The sequence below is a fragment of the Streptomyces afghaniensis genome (genome assembly GCF_044327915.1).
Lineage (GTDB): Bacteria > Actinomycetota > Actinomycetes > Streptomycetales > Streptomycetaceae > Streptomyces > Streptomyces afghaniensis.
Map to the genome: position 1 here is coordinate 338,068 of NZ_JBIRGJ010000009.1, position 18,141 is coordinate 356,208.

Genomic DNA, 18,141 nt, shown 5'->3' on the forward strand with positions numbered 1-18,141 from the left:
CGGAGCCTGACCGGGGGACCCGGATCGCGCACGAGGAGCCCTCTTGCCAGACGAGGCCCAGCACCTGACCGCCGCCAAGCCCGAGTCCGCCTCGGCAGCCGCGGCCAAGCCCGCGCCGAACGCGCCCCACGCGAAGAACGACACCCGCGGGCCGGTCGAGCACGCCCAGTCGGCGCCGGTCGACAAGCCCGCCGAGCAGGCGCGCCCCAAGCCGGCCCCGCCCGTGCGCCAGGCAGGCGGCCAGCCGGCCCGTACCGGCTCCTCCAACCGCGTCCGCGCCCGCCTGGCCCGTCTCGGCGTCCAGCGCGCGAACCCCTACAACCCGGTGCTTGAGCCGCTGCTGCGGATAGTGCGCAGCAACGACCCGAAGATCGAGACGTCGACGCTCCGCCAGATCGAGCGCGCCTACCAGGTCGCCGAGCGCTGGCACCGCGGCCAGAAGCGCAAGAGCGGCGACCCTTACATCACGCACCCCCTCGCGGTGACGACCATCCTCGCCGAGCTGGGCATGGACCCGGCCACCCTGATGGCGGGCCTGCTGCACGACACGGTCGAGGACACCGAGTACGGCCTGGAGGACCTGCGCCGCGACTTCGGCGACGTCGTCACCCTGCTCGTCGACGGCGTCACCAAGCTGGACAAGGTCAAGTTCGGCGAGGCCGCCCAGGCCGAGACCGTGCGCAAGATGGTCGTCGCCATGGCGAAGGACCCGCGCGTGCTGGTCATCAAGCTCGCTGACCGCCTGCACAACATGCGCACCATGCGCTACCTCAAGCGCGAGAAGCAGGAGAAGAAGGCGCGCGAGACCCTGGAGATCTACGCGCCGCTCGCCCACCGCCTGGGCATGAACACCATCAAGTGGGAGCTGGAGGACCTCGCGTTCGCGATCCTCTACCCGAAGATGTACGACGAGATAGTCCGCCTGGTCGCCGAGCGCGCCCCGAAGCGCGACGAGTACCTCGCCATCGTCACCGACGAGGTCCAGCAGGACCTGCGTGCGGCCCGCATCAAGGCGACCGTCACCGGCCGCCCGAAGCACTACTACAGCGTCTACCAGAAGATGATCGTCCGCGGCCGGGACTTCGCGGAGATCTACGACCTGGTGGGCATCCGCGTCCTCGTGGACACCGTCCGCGACTGCTACGCGGCCCTCGGCACGGTGCACGCGCGATGGAACCCGGTCCCCGGCCGGTTCAAGGACTACATCGCGATGCCCAAGTTCAACATGTACCAGTCGCTGCACACGACGGTCATCGGCCCCGGCGGCAAACCGGTCGAGCTCCAGATCCGCACGTTCGACATGCACCGCCGCGCCGAGTACGGCATCGCCGCGCACTGGAAGTACAAGCAGGAAGCCGTCGCCGGTGCCTCCAAGGTGCGCACGGACGCGCCCAGGTCCTCCGGCAAGGACAAGGACGCCATCAACGACATGGCGTGGCTGCGGCAGCTGCTCGACTGGCAGAAGGAGACCGAGGACCCCGGCGAGTTCCTGGAGTCGCTGCGCTTCGACCTCTCCCGCAACGAGGTCTTCGTCTTCACCCCCAAGGGCGACGTCATAGCGCTCCCGGCCGGAGCCACCCCGGTGGACTTCGCCTACGCGGTCCACACCGAGGTCGGCCACCGCACGATAGGGGCCCGGGTCAACGGCCGGCTGGTCCCGCTGGAGTCCACCCTCGACAACGGCGACCTGGTGGAGGTCTTCACCTCCAAGGCGCCCGGCGCCGGTCCCTCCCGCGACTGGCTCGGCTTCGTCAAGTCGCCGCGGGCCCGCAACAAGATCCGGGCCTGGTTCTCCAAGGAGCGCCGCGACGAGGCGATCGAGCAGGGCAAGGACGCCATCGTCCGCGCCATGCGCAAGCAGAACCTGCCGATCCAGCGCATCCTGACCGGCGACTCCCTGGTGACCCTCGCGCACGAGATGCGTTACGCGGACATCTCCGCGCTGTACGCGGCGATCGGCGAGGGCCATGTCTCCGCGCAGAACATCGTGCAGAAGCTGGTCCAGGCCCTCGGCGGCGAGGAGGCCGCCACCGAGGAGATCGACGAGTCGATCCCGCCGGCCCGCGGACGCAGTCGCAAACGCCGCTCCAGCGCCGACCCCGGCGTCGTCGTGAAGGGCGTCGAGGACGTGTGGGTCAAGCTGGCCCGCTGCTGTACGCCCGTCCCCGGCGACCCCATCATGGGCTTCGTCACGCGAGGCAGCGGCGTATCGGTTCACCGCACCGACTGCGTCAACGTCGACTCGCTGTCCCGCGAGCCCGAGCGGATCCTCGAGGTCGAGTGGGCGCCCACCCAGTCCTCGGTCTTCCTGGTCGCCATCCAGGTCGAGGCCCTGGACCGCTCCCGGCTCCTCTCGGACGTCACACGGGTCCTGTCCGACCAGCACGTCAACATCCTCTCCGCGGCCGTCCAGACCTCCCGCGACCGCGTCGCCACCTCCCGCTTCACCTTCGAGATGGGCGACCCGAAGCATCTCGGCCATGTGCTGAAGGCGGTCCGGGGCGTGGAGGGCGTCTACGACGTGTACCGGGTGACGTCGGCGCGCAGCAGGTCGTAACAGCCCGTAGCACCATGCGAAAGGGGGCCCGTACGGCAGGTACGGGCCCCCTTTCGACGGGCTGATCAGCCTCCGAACTCCTGGAGCCCCTTCAGCGCCTGGTCCAGCAGCGCCTGGCGGCCCTCGAGCTCACGCTCGAGCTTGTCGGCCCTGGCGTTGTTGCCCTGCGCCCGGGCCTGCTCGATCTGGCCCCTCAGCTTGTCCACGGCGGCCTGGAGCTGGCCGGTCAGACCCTCGGCACGCGCGCGTGCCTCCGGGTTCGTCCGGCGCCACTCGGTCTCCTCCGCCTCCTGGAGGGCCCGCTCCACGGCGTGCATCCGGCCCTCGACCTTGGGCCGGGCGTCGCGCGGCACATGACCGATGGCTTCCCACCGCTCGTTGATCGAACGGAACGCGGCCCGCGATGCCTTCAGGTCCGTGATCGGCAGGAGCTTCTCGGCCTCCTCGGCCAGCTCCTCCTTGAGCTTCAGGTTCTCCGCCTGCTCGGCGTCCCGCTCGGCGAAGACCGAGCTGCGCGCGGCGAAGAAGACGTCCTGGGCGCCGCGGAAGCGGTTCCACAGGTCGTCCTCGTGCTCGCGCTGGGCCCGGCCGGCGGCCTTCCACTCGGCCATCAGCTCGCGGTAGCGCGCCGCCGTCGCACCCCAGTCCGTCGAGTTCGACAGCGCCTCGGCCTCGGAGACCAGCCGCTCCTTGGTCCGCCGCGCCTCCTCGCGCTGGGCGTCCAGCTGCGCGAAGTGCTGCTTGCGCCGCTTGGAGAACGCCGACCGCGCGTGCGAGAACCGGTGCCACAGCTCGTCGTCGGACTTGCGGTCCAGCCGCGGCAGACCCTTCCAGGTGTCCACCAGGGCCCGCAGCCGCTCACCGGCCGCCCGCCACTGGTCGGACTGCGCCAGCTCCTCCGCCTCGACGACCAGCGCCTCCTTGGCCTTGCGCGCCTCGTCGGACTGCTTCGCCCGCTGCGCCTTGCGCTCCTCGCGGCGCGCCTCCACCAGCTCGGTGAGCTTGTCCAGCCGGACCCGCAGGGCGTCCAGGTCGCCCACCGCGTGGTGCGCGTCGACCTGCTCCCGGATGTGGTCGATGGCCGCCTGGGCGTCCTTCGCCGACAGGTCGGTGGTCTTCACTCGCTTCTCGAGGAGGCCGATCTCGACAACCAGGCCCTCGTACTTGCGCTCGAAATAGGCCAGCGCCTCCTCGGGGGAGCCTGCCTGCCACGAACCGACGACCTGCTCGCCGTCGGCCGTACGCACGTACACGGTCCCCGTCTCGTCGACGCGGCCCCACGGGTCGCTGCTCACAGCGCCTCCTCCACATGATGCCTGCGAGGGGCCTGAAGCTCCCCCGGGCATCGTCCACAGTTTCGTCACGGCCAACATAGGCGACCGGCGGGGGGCCTGTCCGCATCCCGCGCGACCGAAATTACGCAGTTGAGGGTCAGGATTTCGCGACCGTGGCCTTGTTGATCACGACCGTCGCGTTGGGCGCCGTGTTGCCCGTCTGAGGGTCGGGAGCCTGGGCTCCGGCGGCCGCGATTTTCTTGAGCACCTTCATGCCCGCCTCGGACACCGTCCCGAACGGTGTGTAGTCGGGCGGCAGCTGACTGTCCTGGTAGACCAGGAAGAACTGGCTGCCGCCGCTGTTGCGGCCCTGCTTCGTCTGGGCGTTGTACTGGTTCGCCATCGCGACCGTGCCCGCCGGGTACACCCCGCCCTTGAGGCTCTTGTCCTTCAGGTTCTCGTCCGGGATCGTGTAGCCGGGTCCGCCCATGCCGGTGCCCTGCGGGTCGCCGCACTGAAGGACGTAGATGCCCTGGTTCGTGAGCCGGTGGCACTTGCTGTGGTCGAAGTAGCCCTTGCCGGCGAGGAAGTTGAACGAGTTGACGGTGTGCGGGGCCGCCGACGCCTTCAGCGCGATGTCTATCTCGCCGCAGGTCGTGTCCAGCTTCATCGTGTACTTCGCCGACTCGTCGATGGTCATCGCCGGTTCCTTCTTCCAGGTCTCCGGCTTGACCTTGCCCGCGGCCGGCTTCTCGCACGGGTCCGGGGCCTTGCTGGGCGAGGCGCTCGGGGTGACCTCCGCGCCCGCGTTCTCCTTCTTGCCGTCGTCCTCGAACGGCTTGGTCAGGTAGACCGACACGGAGAGCACCACGACCACGCCGAGAACCGAGGCGATCACGGAGTTGCGGATACGGGCCTTGCGTCGCGCATCAGTGCGCCGCTGCTGCTGCCGCAAGTACTTCTCACGGGCGAGCTGACGCCGCCGCTGTTCCTGGCTGACCACCGGGTTCTCTCCTCATGCGTCTCGAACGTCGACCGGTACGCGTGGGGCCTGTGCGCCGACCGCCTGCGTGTGCCCCGTACCGTATATGGGTTCGCTGAGGAATCGGCAGCGCCGGTAGGCTCTGACAGCAGCCGCAGCCGCCCGTATCGACACAACGAAGGACGATCGTGCTCATTGCCGGGTTCCCCGCCGGGGCCTGGGGGACGAACTGCTACCTCGTCGCCCCCGCCGCCGGTGAGGAGTGCGTGATCATCGACCCCGGCCATCAGGCCGCCGACGGCGTCGAGGAAGCGATCAGGAAGCATCGGCTCAAGCCCGTCGCCGTCGTCCTCACCCACGGCCACATCGACCACGTGGCCTCGGTCGTCCCGGTGTGCGGCGCGCACGACGTGCCGGCCTGGATCCACCCCGACGACCGGTACATGATGAGCGACCCCGAGAAGGGAATAGGCCGTTCCATCGGGATGCCGCTCCTGGGCGAGCTGACCGTGGGGGAGCCCGACGACGTCAAGGAGCTGGCCGACGGGGCGAAGCTGGAGCTGGCGGGCCTGGAGCTGTCCGTCGCGCACGCGCCCGGCCATACCAAGGGGTCGGTGACCTTCGGCATGCCCGAGGCGGCGGACATCCCGCCGATCCTGTTCTCGGGCGACCTGCTGTTCGCCGGCTCCATCGGACGCACCGACCTGCCCGGCGGTGACATGGCCGAGATGCTCGACTCGCTGGCCCGCGTGTGCCTGCCGCTCGACGACTCGACCGTGGTGCTGTCCGGCCACGGCCCCCAGACGACCATCGGCCAGGAGCGCGCCACCAATCCGTATCTGCGGCAGGTGGCGGCAGACCGCCAAGGGCACGGCGCTGCCGAGGCTCCCCGACGAGGAATGTGACGAGACCTTCCGTGAGCACCTTCAAGGCCCCCAAGGGCACGTACGACCTGATCCCGCCGGACTCCGCGACGTTCCTGGCGGTCCGCGAGGCGATCGCCGCACCGCTGCGCAACTCCGGCTACGGCTACATCGAGACGCCGGGCTTCGAGAACGTCGAACTCTTCGCGCGCGGCGTCGGCGAATCGACGGACATCGTGACGAAGGAGATGTACGCCTTCGAGACGAAGGGCGGCGACAGACTGGCCCTGCGCCCCGAAGGCACGGCCTCCGTCCTCCGTGCCGCTCTGGAGGCCAACCTGCACAAGGCGGGCAACCTCCCGGTCAAGCTCTGGTACTCCGGCTCGTACTACCGCTACGAGCGCCCCCAGAAGGGCCGTTACCGCCACTTCTCCCAGGTCGGTGCCGAGGCGATCGGTGCCGAGGACCCGGCGCTGGACGCCGAGCTGATCATCCTGGCCGACCAGGCGTACCGCTCGCTGGGCCTGAGCAACTTCCGGATCCTGCTCAACAGCCTGGGCGACAAGGAGTGCCGCCCGGTGTACCGGACGGCGCTCCAGGACTTCCTGCGCGGCCTGGACCTGGACGAGGACACCCTGCGCCGGGCGGAGATCAACCCGCTGCGCGTCCTCGACGACAAGCGCGAGTCGGTCCAGAAGCAGCTTGGGGACGCGCCGCTGCTGCGCGACTACCTCTGTGACGCCTGCAAGGCGTACCACGAGGAGGTCCGCGAGCTGATCACGGCGGCGGGCGTCGCCTTCGAGGACGACCCGAAGCTGGTGCGCGGCCTGGACTACTACACCCGCACGACGTTCGAGTTCGTCCACGACGGCCTCGGCTCCCAGTCCGCCGTCGGCGGCGGCGGACGCTACGACGGCCTGTCGGAGATGATCGGCGGCCCCGCGCTGCCGTCCGTCGGCTGGGCTCTCGGCGTCGACCGCACGGTCCTGGCGCTGGAGGCGGAGGGCGTCGAGCTCGAACTCCCCGCGACCACCAGTGTGTTCGCCGTCCCGCTCGGCGAGGAGGCCCGCCGGGTCCTGTTCGCCAAGGTCACGGAGATGCGCAAGAACGGCATCGCGGCCGACTTCTCCTACGGCGGCAAGGGCCTCAAGGGCGCGATGAAGAACGCCAACCGCAGCGGCGCCCGCTACACGATCGTCGCCGGCGAACGCGACCTCGCCGAGGGCGTCGTCCAGCTCAAGGACATGGAGTCGGGCGAGCAGACGGCGGTCGGGGTGAACGAGATCGTGGCGGAACTGGAAGCGCGGCTCGGCTAGGGCCTGTCGTTTGGATCAGGTCGCAGGAAAGCGACCGTGCTGTTCAGCGCCGGTGAGCGGGGTCTGGTGCGTGCAGCTGCAAGGCGGAGGAGGGCGTCGACGCGATGGGGGCACCGCCCGCGCGAGCGAAGCCGAGCGTGGGGGAGTCGGCAACCGACGACAACGCGGCAGATGCGCGTGCCAGACCCCGCGTCTGCGGCGTGATCCAAACGACAGGCCCTAGCAGCAGACCAGGAGCGAAGGCGCCGGACACCTGCCGAGGTGCCCGGCGCCTCGTCACTGCTCCAGCAGCCCGTGCCGCAGCGCGCTCGTCACCGCCGCCGTCCGGTCGTCCACCCCCAACTTGCCGAAGACGCGCAGCAGATACGTCTTCACCGTCGACTCCCCGATGAACAACCGACGCCCGATCTCCGCGTTCGTGCAGCCCTCGGCCACCAGCCGCAGCACGGCCGTCTCGCGTTCCGACAGCCGTGGCCGCTCCGGCTTCGTCCGCAGCTGGTCCACCAGCCGGGCCGCGACGGACGGGGCCAGGACCGTCTCGCCGCGTGCCGCCGCCCGCACGGCGTCCGCGAGTTCCGCACGCGGCAGATCCTTCAGCAGATAACCCGCCGCCCCTGCCTCCACCGCCCGCAGAATGTCCCGGTCCGTCTCGTACGTCGTCAGCACGACCACCCGGCACGGCAGCCCGGCCCGCGTCATCCGCGCGATGGAGTCCACGCCCCCGCCACCCGGCATCCGCAGATCCATCAGCACGATGTCGGGCCGCAACTGAGCCGCCAGCGCCTCCGCCTGCGGCCCGCTGGACGCGTCGGCGACGACCTCAAGGTCGGACTCCGCACTGAGCATCGCCCGCAGCCCTTCCCGTACGACGGGATGGTCGTCGGCCAGGACGATCCGGATCACGGCGTCTCCCTCCTCACGACCGGCAGCCGGACGGTCACGACCGTGCCGTCACCCGGCGCGCTGTGCACCTCGGCGGTTCCGCCCACTTCCACGGCCCGGGCCCGCAGTCCCGCGAGACCGTACCCGCCGCAGGCGGCAGAGGGGTCGAAGCCGCTGCCGTCGTCCCGCACCGACACCGTCAGGGAGTTGTCGGCGTACGCCAGCGACACGCGCACCGGCACCGAACTCCCCGCGTGCTTACGGGCGTTGGCCAACGCCTCCTGGCAGGCGCGCAGCGCGACCACCTCGGGGCCCGCGGGCAGCGTGCGCACCGGGCCGGTCACCTCCAGCGCCGCGTCATGGCGCGCGGCGAGCCGCCCCAGCGCATCCGGCAGGGACGCGCCGTCCAGGTCGGCGGGCGCGCCCCCGGCGACCAGGGCCCGGGCCTCGGCGAGGTTCTGCCGGGCCGTCTCGTCCATCAGCCGAAGGTGCCGCCGCGCCTCGGGCAGGTCGTGGTCCAGCTCCGCCTCGACCGCCTGGATCAGCATCACCAGACTGGTGAACCCCTGCGCCAGCGTGTCGTGGATCTCCCGGGCCAGCCGCTCCCGCTCGGCCAGCGCCCCGTGGGCCTCGGACAGCCGGCCGATCTCGTGCCGGCTCGCGTCCAGTTCCGCGATCAGCTCGGCCCGCTCCTGGCTCTGCTCGATGATCCGGATGGTCCAGATACCGAGCGCCACCGAGAACACCAGGGTGACCAGGCAGAACAACGCGTTGAAGACCACGTCCCGGGCATCCGGGCGCCACAGCAGCGCCCAGCCCGCCACGGGCACCAGGTTGATCACGGCCACCGCCACCAGAGCCGACCGCAACCGCAGTGTCATGAAGCACTGCGGGATCAGCGCGAAGGTCAGCACCCGCGTCTCGCCGACGAGGACCGCCGGAGGCAGGAACAGCCCCAGCGCCGCTGCCAGATAGGCGATCGCCTGCCGCTGGTCGGGCGGATCCCCCTGGATCAGCCGGCGCCCGGCCAGCACGTACAGCGGGACCAGCGGGACCAGCAGCGCCACCGCCACCGCGCGCACCGGCACGCCAGGAGACTCCGCGGCGAGCACATAGGCCATGGTGGCCGTCCACACCAGCGCGAAGTACGTGTCCCAGAGCCGGAACGAGCGCTCCCAGTGGTAGGCGCTCGCGGCATCGCTCATCCCTCGCGCCGGTCCTTCCAACGGAACGTCAGCAGGCACAGCACCAATCCTCCGACGCACCACGCGGCGAGCACCAGGGCCACGCGTCCCATCTCCCAGCTCCCCGCCTGCTCCAGCACCTGCGCCGACTCCGGCAGGAACACCCCGCGCAGCCCTTGGCACATCCACTTCAGCGGGAACAGCGCACCGATGGTCAGCATCCAGTCCGGGATGGTGCCGATGGCGATGTACACCCCGGAGATGAACTGGAGCACCAGGAAGGGCAGCACGACCACGGAACTCGCGCTGTTCGCGGAGCTCGGCACCGAGCTGATCGCGATGCCGAGCAGGGCGCAGGCCGTGATGCCGAGCACGAAGATCCACGCCAGGCCGAACCAGCGGCCCGCGTCGGACGGCAGGTCCACGTCGTACACGGTCGTGCCGACGAGGAGCAGGATCACCGTCTCCAGCAGACCGGTGAACAGAACGAGCCAGATCTTGCCGAGGAAGTATGCCGTCGGCGGCATCGGTGTGCCGCGCAGCCGGCGCAGCACCTTCTCCTCCCGCTCCACGGCGATCGAGATGCCGAGCGCCTGGAAACTCGTCGACATGATCCCGGCGGCCATCATCGCCGGGACGTAGAGCTGCGAGGCGGTGATGCCCGCGCCCGCCACGTCGTCCCGGAAGATCGACGCGAACAGGAACAGGAAGACGACCGGGAAGGCGAACGTGAACACCACCTGGTCGCGCTGCCGGAAGAACTGCCTGATCTCCAGGCCACCCCGCCGCAGCCCCAGCCCCCAGGCACCCGGCAGCCCCCCGGCGCCGACCGCACCGCGCTCCCGTACGGCGGTCGTGGTCATCGCGCGTCCTCCTGCCGCTGTCCGGTCAGCCGGAGGTAGACGTCCTCCAGCGTGGGCCGGCTCACCGCCAGCCCCGGGATCTCCCCGTCGAAGCGGTGCATGAGCCCGGCGATCGTCCTGGTCGGCGTGCCCGTGCGCTCCCTGCGCGGGGTGCCGTCCGGCTCGGTCCACTCGACGAGGACCTCGGTGCCGTACCGTTCCCGCAGCGCCCCGGGGTCGCCCTCGGCGACGATCCGGCCCTTCGCGACGACGGCCAGCCGGTGCGCGAGCGCCTCCGCCTCCTCCAGGTAGTGCGTGGTCAGCAGGATGGTCGTGCCCTCGTCGGCCAGGGTGCGGATCAGCGACCAGAACTGCCGCCGGGCCGCCGGATCGAACCCGGTCGTCGGCTCGTCCAGAAGCAGCAGGTCCGGACCGCCGATCACGCCGAGCGCCACGTCCAGACGCCGGCGCTGGCCCCCCGACAGCGTCTTGATCCGGCTGTCCGCCTTCGCCTCCAGACCGACCAGGCCGATGACCTCCTCCGGGTTCCGCGGCCGGGGGTAGTAGCCGGCGAAGTGCCGCACCGTCTCCCGGACCGTCAACTCCGCGGGCGCCGATTCGTCCTGCCAGACGATTCCGACACGTGACCGCCACGCGCGCGTGCCGGTCGCCGGGTCCGACCCGAGCACGGACACCTCGCCCGCGTCCCGGTCCCGGTTGCCCTGGAGGATCTCCACCGTGGTGCTCTTGCCCGCGCCGTTGGGCCCGAGCAGGCCGAACACCTCGCCCCGGCGGATGCCCAGATCGATGCCGTCGACGGCGGTCACGTCCCCGTACCGCTTGCGCAGCCCCCGCACCCGCACGGCGAGGTCGTACCTGTGTGCTCTCATGCGACGAGCGTCGGCCGGAACGCAGCCCTCAGGGACGACCTTGTGGACACGCTTATGTCCACTGAACGGTGGACACAGGCCCTCGTGCGGCAGAATGGCCCTGACCGAAGCAGTCCGGGTCTCAAGTGACGGAATCGGCGGGATGAGCAAGACGACAGTCAAGGACGTCTCCATGGAGCCCGAGTCGGAGCGCGCCGAGGTCGCGCCCCGCACCGAGGGCGGCAGCCGGGCCCTCGCCCTGCTGCTGGTGATCACCGGCGCGGCCGGACTGCTCGCCTCGTGGGTCATCACGATCGACAAGTTCAAGCTCCTCGAGGCCAAGGTCGAGGGCAAGACGTTCACCCCCGGGTGCAGCCTCAACCCCGTCGTCTCCTGCGGCAGCGTCATGGAGAGCAAGCAGGCCGCGGTCTTCGGTTTCCCGAACCCGATGCTCGGCCTCGTCTGCTACGGCATCGTGATCGGTGTCGGCGTGAGCCTGCTCGCCCGTGCCCGCTTCCCGCGCTGGTACTGGCTCACCTTCAACGCCGGCTGCCTGTTCGGCGTCGTCTTCTGCGCCTGGCTGATGTTCCAGTCCCTGTACCGGATCAACGCCCTGTGCCTGTGGTGCTCCCTGGCCTGGGTCGCGACGATCCTCATGTTCTGGTACGTGACGTCGTTCAACATCCGCACGGGCTTCCTGCCCGCCCCGCCCTGGCTCAAGAGCTTCTTCGGCGAGTTCACCTGGGTCATGCCCGTGCTGCACATCGGCATCATCGGCATGCTGATCCTGACCCGCTGGTGGGACTTCTGGATGAGCTGAGCCGGGAGCACCGGGGCCCGGCGGCATTGTCAGTGCCGTGATTTAGGGTTTCTGGCGTGGAGCCCGACCTGTTCACCGCCGCAGCAGAAGAACGCCAGGAGAAGGAGCCGTCCAGCAGCCCCCTGGCGGTGCGGATGCGCCCGCGCACCCTCGACGAGGTCGTGGGCCAGCGGCATCTGCTGAAGCCGGGCTCGCCCCTGCGCAGACTGGTCGGCGAGGGCGCCTCCGGCCCGGCAGGCCCCTCCTCGGTGATCCTCTGGGGCCCGCCCGGCACCGGCAAGACCACCCTGGCGTACGTCGTCTCCAAGGCCACCAACGCCCGCTTCGTCGAACTCTCGGCGATCACCGCGGGCGTCAAGGAGGTCCGCGCGGTCATCGACGGCGCCCGCCGCGCCTCCGGCGGATTCGGCAAGGAGACCGTCCTCTTCCTCGACGAGATCCACCGCTTCAGCAAGGCCCAGCAGGACTCCCTCCTCCCTGCCGTCGAGAACCGCTGGGTGACACTGATCGCGGCGACGACGGAGAACCCGTACTTCTCGGTGATCTCCCCCCTGCTGTCCCGCTCCCTGCTGCTCACCCTCGAACCGCTCACGGACGACGACATCAAGGGCCTCGTCCAGCGGGCCCTGACCGACGAGCGCGGTCTCAAGGGCGCCGTCGCCCTGCCCGAGGAGACCGAGAGCCACCTCCTGCGCATCGCCGGCGGCGACGCCCGCCGCGCACTGACCGCCCTGGAGGCCGCCGCCGGAGCCGCCCTCGACAAGGGCGAGACGGAGATCGGCCTGACCACCCTGGAGGAGACGGTCGACCGGGCGGCCGTGAAGTACGACCGCGACGGCGACCAGCACTACGACGTGGCCAGCGCCCTGATCAAGTCCATCCGCGGCTCCGACGTCGACGCCGCCCTGCACTACCTGGCCCGGATGATCGAGGCCGGCGAGGACCCCCGCTTCATCGCCCGGCGCCTGATGATCTCTGCCAGCGAGGACATCGGCCTCGCCGACCCGAACGCGCTGCCCATCGCGGTCGCCGCCGCCCAGGCCGTCGCCATGATCGGCTTCCCGGAGGCCGCCCTCACGCTCAGCCACGCCACCATCGCCCTCGCCCTGGCGCCCAAGTCCAACGCCGCGACCACGGCGATCGGCGCCGCCCTGGAGGACGTACGCAAGGGACTGGCCGGGCCCGTGCCCGCGCACCTGCGCGACAGCCACTACAAGGGCGCCACCAAGCTCGGCCACGGCCAGGGCTACGTCTACCCGCACGACCTGCCCGAGGGCATCGCCGCCCAGCAGTACGCCCCGGACGCCCTGAAGGACCGCGAGTACTACGAGCCGACCCGGCACGGCGCGGAGGCCCGCTACGCGGACGCGGTCGAGTGGACCCGGAAGAACCTCGGTCGAAAGCGGTCCTGAGCACCCTGTAAACTCGTTCGGAGTGCCGCGTCCCGTGCAGTCAGAACGGGACAGTCGGCCGGAGCCAGTCAGGGGCACAGTCCCCGGGACCGGCTCCAGGAGCGTCGCGCACCGTCGAACGGTGTCGCGGGCAGCCCACCACCACCCGTCGCACGACGGGAGCGGTCGGTGGGCCACTCGCGTGCTGCACGTATGTGCCCAGACCAGGGGAGCGGCTGCCCACCCCGTCCGCAAGGACGAGGAGGGTTTCCCCGGCTGCGGATGCGACCTCCCACAACCCTGACAAGCCGACACTAGGAAACGAGAAACAGTGGCGAACCAGTCCCGCCCCAAGGTCAAGAAGTCGCGTGCCCTCGGCATCGCGCTCACCCCGAAGGCCGTCAAGTACTTCGAGGCCCGTCCGTACCCGCCCGGCGAGCACGGCCGTGGCCGCAAGCAGAACTCGGACTACAAGGTCCGTCTGCTCGAGAAGCAGCGCCTGCGCGCGCAGTACGACGTGTCCGAGCGCCAGCTCGTCCGCGCCTACGAGCGTGCCTCCAAGGTCCAGGGCAAGACCGGTGAGGCCCTGATCATCGAGCTGGAGCGCCGTCTCGACGCCCTGGTTCTGCGTTCGGGCATCGCCCGCACGATCTACCAGGCCCGCCAGATGGTCGTCCACGGCCACATCGCGGTCAACGGCAAGAAGGTCGACAAGCCCTCCTTCCGTGTCCGCCCGGACGACGTGGTGCAGGTCCGCGAGCGCTCCAAGGAGAAGACGCTCTTCACGATCGCCCGTGAGGGTGGCTTCGCCCCCGACGGCGAGACCCCGCGCTACCTCCAGGTGAACCTCAAGGCCCTGGCGTTCCGCCTGGACCGCGAGCCGAACCGCAAGGAGATCCCGGTGATCTGCGACGAGCAGCTCGTCGTCGAGTACTACGCCCGCTGATCCACGGCAGGCACGCGGTACCCAGCCCGTCGTCTCCCCGCCCCTCCGGGCGGGCGAGGCGGCGGGCTTTCGCGAATCCGCCGTCCCCGGACGGTAATCCGGTACGGAGCCGCATCCCCGGCGCGATAGGCTCGTCGCACGACTTTTTCGATGTTCAGGCACGTTTTCAGGGAGCGGGTGCACACAGTGTCCGGTGGCGAGGTGGCCGGAATCCTGGTGGCCGTCTTCTGGGCGATCCTGGTCTCCTTCCTCGCCGTCGCGCTGGCGAGGCTGGCCCAGACGCTCAGGGCGACCACCAAGCTCGTGGCGGACGTGACCGATCAGGCCGTCCCGCTGCTGGCCGACGCCTCCGCGGCGGTGCGCTCCGCGCAGACCCAGATCGACCGGGTCGACTCGATCGCCTCCGACGTCCAGGAGGTCACGTCGAACGCCTCCGCGCTGTCGACCACCGTCGCCTCCACCTTCGGTGGCCCCCTGGTCAAGGTCGCAGCCTTCGGCTACGGCGTGCGCCGGGCCCTCGGCGGCCGCAAGGAGGACGTGCCCGGCAAGGCGTCGAGGCGTACCGTGATCGTGGGCCGCACGGTCTCTCGGCGCAGCGCCCGAGGGAAGAGGGACTGAGAGCCAGCGATGTTCCGCCGTACGTTCTGGTTCACCACCGGCGTCGCCGCCGGAGTGTGGGCCACCACCAAGGTCAACCGGAAGCTGAAGCAGCTGACGCCCGAGAGCCTCGCCAGAACCGCGGGGAACAAGGCGCTCGAGGCCGGCCACCGGCTCAAGGACCGCGCGGTCGACTTCGCGCTCGACGTCCGGGACAACATGGCCCAGCGGGAGGCCGAACTGGGCGACGCGCTCGGGCTCAACGCCCCCGTCGACCCCGAACTCCCCGCACCCAGGCGGTACGCCGCCATCGAGAACCGCACAGAGCCGAAGACGTACGTCATCGACAGGACGTCGTACACGTACAAGAAGAATTCGTACAACCGGAATGAGGACCACTGATGGAGTCGGCTGAGATTCGCCGCCGCTGGTTGAGCTTCTTCGAGGAGCGCGGTCACACCGTCGTCCCTTCGGCGTCGCTCATCGCGGACGACCCGACTCTGCTCCTCGTCCCGGCCGGCATGGTGCCCTTCAAGCCCTACTTCCTGGGTGAGGTCAAGCCGCCCTTCGCCCGTGCCACCAGCGTGCAGAAGTGCGTGCGCACGCCGGACATCGAAGAGGTCGGCAAGACCACGCGGCACGGCACGTTCTTCCAGATGTGCGGCAACTTCTCCTTCGGTGACTACTTCAAGGAAGGCGCCATCAAGCTCGCCTGGGAGCTGCTCACCAGCCCCCAGGACAAGGGCGGTTACGGCCTCGACCCCGAGCGCCTGTGGATCACCGTCTACAAGGACGACGACGAGGCCGAGCGCATCTGGCACGAGGTCGTCGGCGTGCCGAAGGAGCGCATCCAGCGCCTCGGCATGAAGGACAACTACTGGTCCATGGGCGTCCCCGGCCCGTGCGGCCCCTGCTCCGAGATCAACTACGACCGCGGCCCCGAGTTCGGCGCCGAGGGCGGCCCCGCCGTCAACGACGAGCGGTACGTGGAGATCTGGAACCTCGTCTTCATGCAGTACGAGCGGGGCGAGGGCACCGGCAAGGACAACTTCGAGATCCTCGGCGACCTGCCCAGCAAGAACATCGACACCGGCCTCGGCCTCGAGCGCCTCGCCATGATTCTGCAGGGCGTGCAGAACATGTACGAGATCGACACCTCGATGGCCGTCATCGCCAAGGCCACCGAGCTGACCGGCGTCCGCTACGGCGACGCCCACGCCTCGGACGTGTCCCTGCGCGTGGTCACCGACCACATGCGCACCGCCACCATGCTCATCGGCGACGGCGTCACCCCCGGCAACGAGGGCCGCGGCTACGTGCTGCGCCGCATCATGCGCCGCGCCATCCGCAACATGCGCCTGCTCGGCGCCACCGGCCCGGTCGTCAAGGACCTGATCGACGTCGTCATCGGCATGATGGGCCAGCAGTACCCCGAGCTCATCACCGACCGCGAGCGCATCGAGAAGGTCGCCCTCGCCGAGGAGAACGCCTTCCTCAAGACGCTGAAGGCCGGCACCAACATCCTCGACACGGCCGTCACCGACACCAAGGCCGCCGGTTCCACCGTCCTGCCCGGCGACAAGGCCTTCCTGCTCCACGACACCTGGGGCTTCCCGATCGACCTCACCCTGGAGATGGCCGCCGAGCAGGGGCTGTCCGTGGACGAGGAGGGCTTCCGCCGCCTGATGAAGGAGCAGCGGGAGCGCGCCAAGGCCGACGCCCAGTCCAAGAAGACCGGCCACGCCGACATGGGCGCCTACCGCGAGATCGCCGACCGGGCCGGCGCCACCGACTTCATCGGCTACACCGACACCGAGGGCGAGTCCACGGTCGTCGGCATCCTGGTCGACGGGGTCTCCTCCCCGGCCGCCACCGAGGGCGACGAGGTCGAGATCGTCCTCGACCGCACTCCGTTCTACGCCGAGGGCGGCGGCCAGATCGGCGACACCGGCAAGATCAAGACCGACTCCGGTGCCGTCATCGAGGTCCGCGACTGCCAGAAGCCGGTCCCGGGTGTCTACGTCCACAAGGGCGTCGTCCAGGTCGGCGAGGTCACCGTCGGCGCCAGGGCCCACTCCGCCATCGACGACCGCCGCCGCAAGGCCATCGCCCGCGCCCACTCGGCCACGCACCTGACCCACCAGGCCCTGCGCGACGCCCTCGGCCCGACGGCCGCCCAGGCCGGTTCCGAGAACCAGCCGGGCCGCTTCCGCTTCGACTTCGGTTCCCCGTCCGCCGTTCCGACGGCCGTGATGACCGACGTCGAGCAGAAGATCAACGAGGTGCTCGCCCGCGACCTGGACGTGCGCGCCGATGTCATGGGCATCGACGAGGCCAAGAAGCAGGGCGCCATCGCCGAGTTCGGCGAGAAGTACGGCGAGCGCGTGCGCGTGGTCACCATCGGCGACTTCTCCAAGGAGCTGTGCGGCGGCACGCACGTGCACAACACCGCGCAGCTGGGTCTGGTGAAGCTGCTGGGCGAGTCGTCCATCGGCTCCGGTGTGCGCCGTATCGAGGCCCTCGTCGGCGTGGACGCCTACAACTTCCTCGCCCGTGAGCACACGGTCGTCGCCCAGCTCCAGGAGCTGATCAAGGGTCGCCCGGAGGAGCTCCCGGAGAAGGTCTCCGCCATGCTCGGCAAGCTGAAGGACGCCGAGAAGGAGATCGAGAAGTTCCGCGCCGAGAAGGTCCTGCAGGCCGCCGCCGGCCTCGCCGAGTCCGCCAAGGACATCCGTGGCATTGCTGTCGTGACCGGTCAGGTCCCCGACGGCACCACCGCCGACGACCTGCGCAAGCTCGTGCTCGACGTGCGCGGACGCATCCAGGGCGGCCGGGCCGCCGTGGTCGCCCTGTTCACGGTGGCGAACGGCAAGCCGCTGACGGTCATCGCCACCAACGAGGCCGCCCGCGAGCGCGGCCTGAAGGCCGGTGACCTGGTCCGTACGGCTGCCAAGACCCTCGGCGGCGGTGGCGGCGGCAAGCCGGACGTCGCCCAGGGCGGCGGCCAGAACCCGGCCGCGATCGGCGACGCCGTCGACGCCGTCGAGCGCCTGGTCACCGAGACGGCCAAGTAAGAAACGGGTCTGGAAGATGCGCAGAGGACGTCGACTCGCGATCGACGTCGGGGACGCCCGTATCGGGGTCGCCTCGTGCGACCCCGACGGGATCCTCGCCACCCCGGTGGAGACGGTCCCGGGGCGCGACATCCCCGCAGCTCAGCGGCGGTTGAAGCAGCTCGTCGAGGAGTACGAGCCCATCGAGGTCGTCGTCGGTCTGCCGCGCTCCCTCAAGGGCGGCGAGGGCCCAGCGGCGGTCAAGGTCCGGGGCTTCGCACAGGAACTGGCGCGCATGATCTCCCCGGTTCCGGTCAGACTCATGGACGAACGCATGACGACGGTGACGGCCAGTCAGGGACTGCGCGCTTCGGGCGTGAAGTCCAAGAAGGGAAGGTCCGTCATCGACCAGGCGGCGGCGGTGATCATCCTGCAGCAGGCCCTTGAATCCGAACGGGTGTCAGGTGAAGCACCCGGAGAAAGCGTCGAAGTGGTCATCTGATCGCGATACGGTAACGTTCCGCGCGATGCGGCGGCGTTCGAACAGCCGCCGCACAGCAAGAGG

Annotated in this window: 16 protein-coding genes; 10 read left to right on the forward strand and 6 right to left on the reverse strand. The window is 70.0% G+C overall.

From position 1 onward, the window contains the following. The first annotated feature begins 43 nt into the window (after positions 1–43). Complete coding sequence (gene relA / locus ACH4G3_RS33555; protein ID WP_397628012.1) at positions 44–2,557, forward strand: GTP pyrophosphokinase; 2,514 nt, start codon at positions 44–46, stop codon at positions 2,555–2,557. A gap of 65 nt (positions 2,558–2,622) precedes the next feature. Here relA and ACH4G3_RS33560 read toward each other — a convergent pair whose 3' ends face one another. Together ACH4G3_RS33560 and ACH4G3_RS33565 are read right to left on the reverse strand one after the other, a co-directional pair. Continuing rightward, positions 2,623–3,852 (reverse strand): DUF349 domain-containing protein, encoded by a 1,230-nt coding sequence (locus ACH4G3_RS33560; RefSeq protein ID WP_354749478.1) that lies wholly within the window; start codon positions 3,850–3,852, stop codon positions 2,623–2,625. Between the two features lie 136 nt (positions 3,853–3,988). Further along, positions 3,989–4,834 (reverse strand): peptidylprolyl isomerase, encoded by an 846-nt coding sequence (locus ACH4G3_RS33565; protein WP_397628013.1) that lies wholly within the window; start codon positions 4,832–4,834, stop codon positions 3,989–3,991. 167 nt (positions 4,835–5,001) lie between these two features. On the opposite strand from ACH4G3_RS33565, the gene ACH4G3_RS33570 reads away from it, so the two are divergent. Continuing rightward, positions 5,002–5,718 carry an MBL fold metallo-hydrolase gene (locus ACH4G3_RS33570; protein WP_397628014.1) on the forward strand — a complete coding sequence of 239 codons (717 nt, stop codon included), beginning with the start codon at positions 5,002–5,004 and terminating at the stop codon, positions 5,716–5,718. An 11-nt stretch (positions 5,719–5,729) separates the two neighbouring features. Further along, positions 5,730–6,992 (forward strand): histidine--tRNA ligase, encoded by a 1,263-nt coding sequence (gene hisS / locus ACH4G3_RS33575; RefSeq protein WP_020272905.1) that lies wholly within the window; start codon positions 5,730–5,732, stop codon positions 6,990–6,992. Between the two features lie 276 nt (positions 6,993–7,268). Here hisS and ACH4G3_RS33580 read toward each other — a convergent pair whose 3' ends face one another. Genes ACH4G3_RS33580 through ACH4G3_RS33595 form a run of 4 tightly spaced genes read right to left on the reverse strand, consistent with a single transcriptional unit; the run spans position 7,269 to position 10,790 of the window. Continuing rightward, the gene (locus tag ACH4G3_RS33580; protein WP_397628015.1) at positions 7,269–7,895 is read right to left on the reverse strand and encodes a response regulator; all 627 of its coding nucleotides are present in this window, start codon (positions 7,893–7,895) and stop codon (positions 7,269–7,271) included. Beyond that, a complete protein-coding gene (locus ACH4G3_RS33585; protein ID WP_397628016.1) occupies positions 7,892–9,079 on the reverse strand; it encodes a sensor histidine kinase in 1,188 nt (395 codons plus the stop codon). Before ACH4G3_RS33585 ends, ACH4G3_RS33580 begins: the two co-directional genes overlap by 4 nt. Further along, on the reverse strand, positions 9,076–9,921 hold the full coding sequence (locus ACH4G3_RS33590) for an ABC transporter permease (protein ID WP_397628017.1): 846 nt from the start codon (positions 9,919–9,921) through the stop codon (positions 9,076–9,078). The genes ACH4G3_RS33585 and ACH4G3_RS33590 overlap by 4 nt, the downstream gene beginning before the upstream one ends. Further along, positions 9,918–10,790: an ABC transporter ATP-binding protein gene (locus tag ACH4G3_RS33595; protein ID WP_397628018.1), complete on the reverse strand. Its 873-nt coding sequence runs from the start codon at positions 10,788–10,790 to the stop codon at positions 9,918–9,920. The genes ACH4G3_RS33590 and ACH4G3_RS33595 overlap by 4 nt, the downstream gene beginning before the upstream one ends. A gap of 142 nt (positions 10,791–10,932) precedes the next feature. Between ACH4G3_RS33595 and ACH4G3_RS33600 the strand changes: the two genes are divergently transcribed. The 7 genes from ACH4G3_RS33600 (at position 10,933) to ruvX (ending at position 18,078) form a co-directional block, all read left to right on the forward strand. Next, positions 10,933–11,589 carry a vitamin K epoxide reductase family protein gene (locus ACH4G3_RS33600; RefSeq protein WP_397628019.1) on the forward strand — a complete coding sequence of 219 codons (657 nt, stop codon included), beginning with the start codon at positions 10,933–10,935 and terminating at the stop codon, positions 11,587–11,589. Positions 11,590–11,645: 56 nt separating this feature from the next. Next, entirely contained in the window at positions 11,646–13,001 is a 1,356-nt protein-coding gene (locus tag ACH4G3_RS33605) for a replication-associated recombination protein A (protein ID WP_397628020.1), read from the forward strand. 310 nt (positions 13,002–13,311) lie between these two features. Continuing rightward, complete coding sequence (gene rpsD / locus ACH4G3_RS33610) at positions 13,312–13,926, forward strand: 30S ribosomal protein S4 (protein WP_010046470.1); 615 nt, start codon at positions 13,312–13,314, stop codon at positions 13,924–13,926. 177 nt (positions 13,927–14,103) lie between these two features. Next, positions 14,104–14,544: a DUF948 domain-containing protein gene (locus ACH4G3_RS33615; protein ID WP_040904142.1), complete on the forward strand. Its 441-nt coding sequence runs from the start codon at positions 14,104–14,106 to the stop codon at positions 14,542–14,544. A 9-nt stretch (positions 14,545–14,553) separates the two neighbouring features. After that, the gene (locus ACH4G3_RS33620; protein ID WP_397628021.1) at positions 14,554–14,925 is read left to right on the forward strand and encodes a hypothetical protein; all 372 of its coding nucleotides are present in this window, start codon (positions 14,554–14,556) and stop codon (positions 14,923–14,925) included. Then, positions 14,925–17,597, forward strand: coding sequence for an alanine--tRNA ligase (gene alaS, locus ACH4G3_RS33625; protein WP_397628022.1), 2,673 nt, complete (start codon positions 14,925–14,927; stop codon positions 17,595–17,597). The genes ACH4G3_RS33620 and alaS overlap by 1 nt, the downstream gene beginning before the upstream one ends. Before the next feature lie 16 nt (positions 17,598–17,613). Further along, on the forward strand, positions 17,614–18,078 hold the full coding sequence (gene ruvX / locus ACH4G3_RS33630) for a Holliday junction resolvase RuvX (RefSeq protein WP_397628023.1): 465 nt from the start codon (positions 17,614–17,616) through the stop codon (positions 18,076–18,078). The last annotated feature ends 63 nt before the right edge of the window (positions 18,079–18,141 follow it).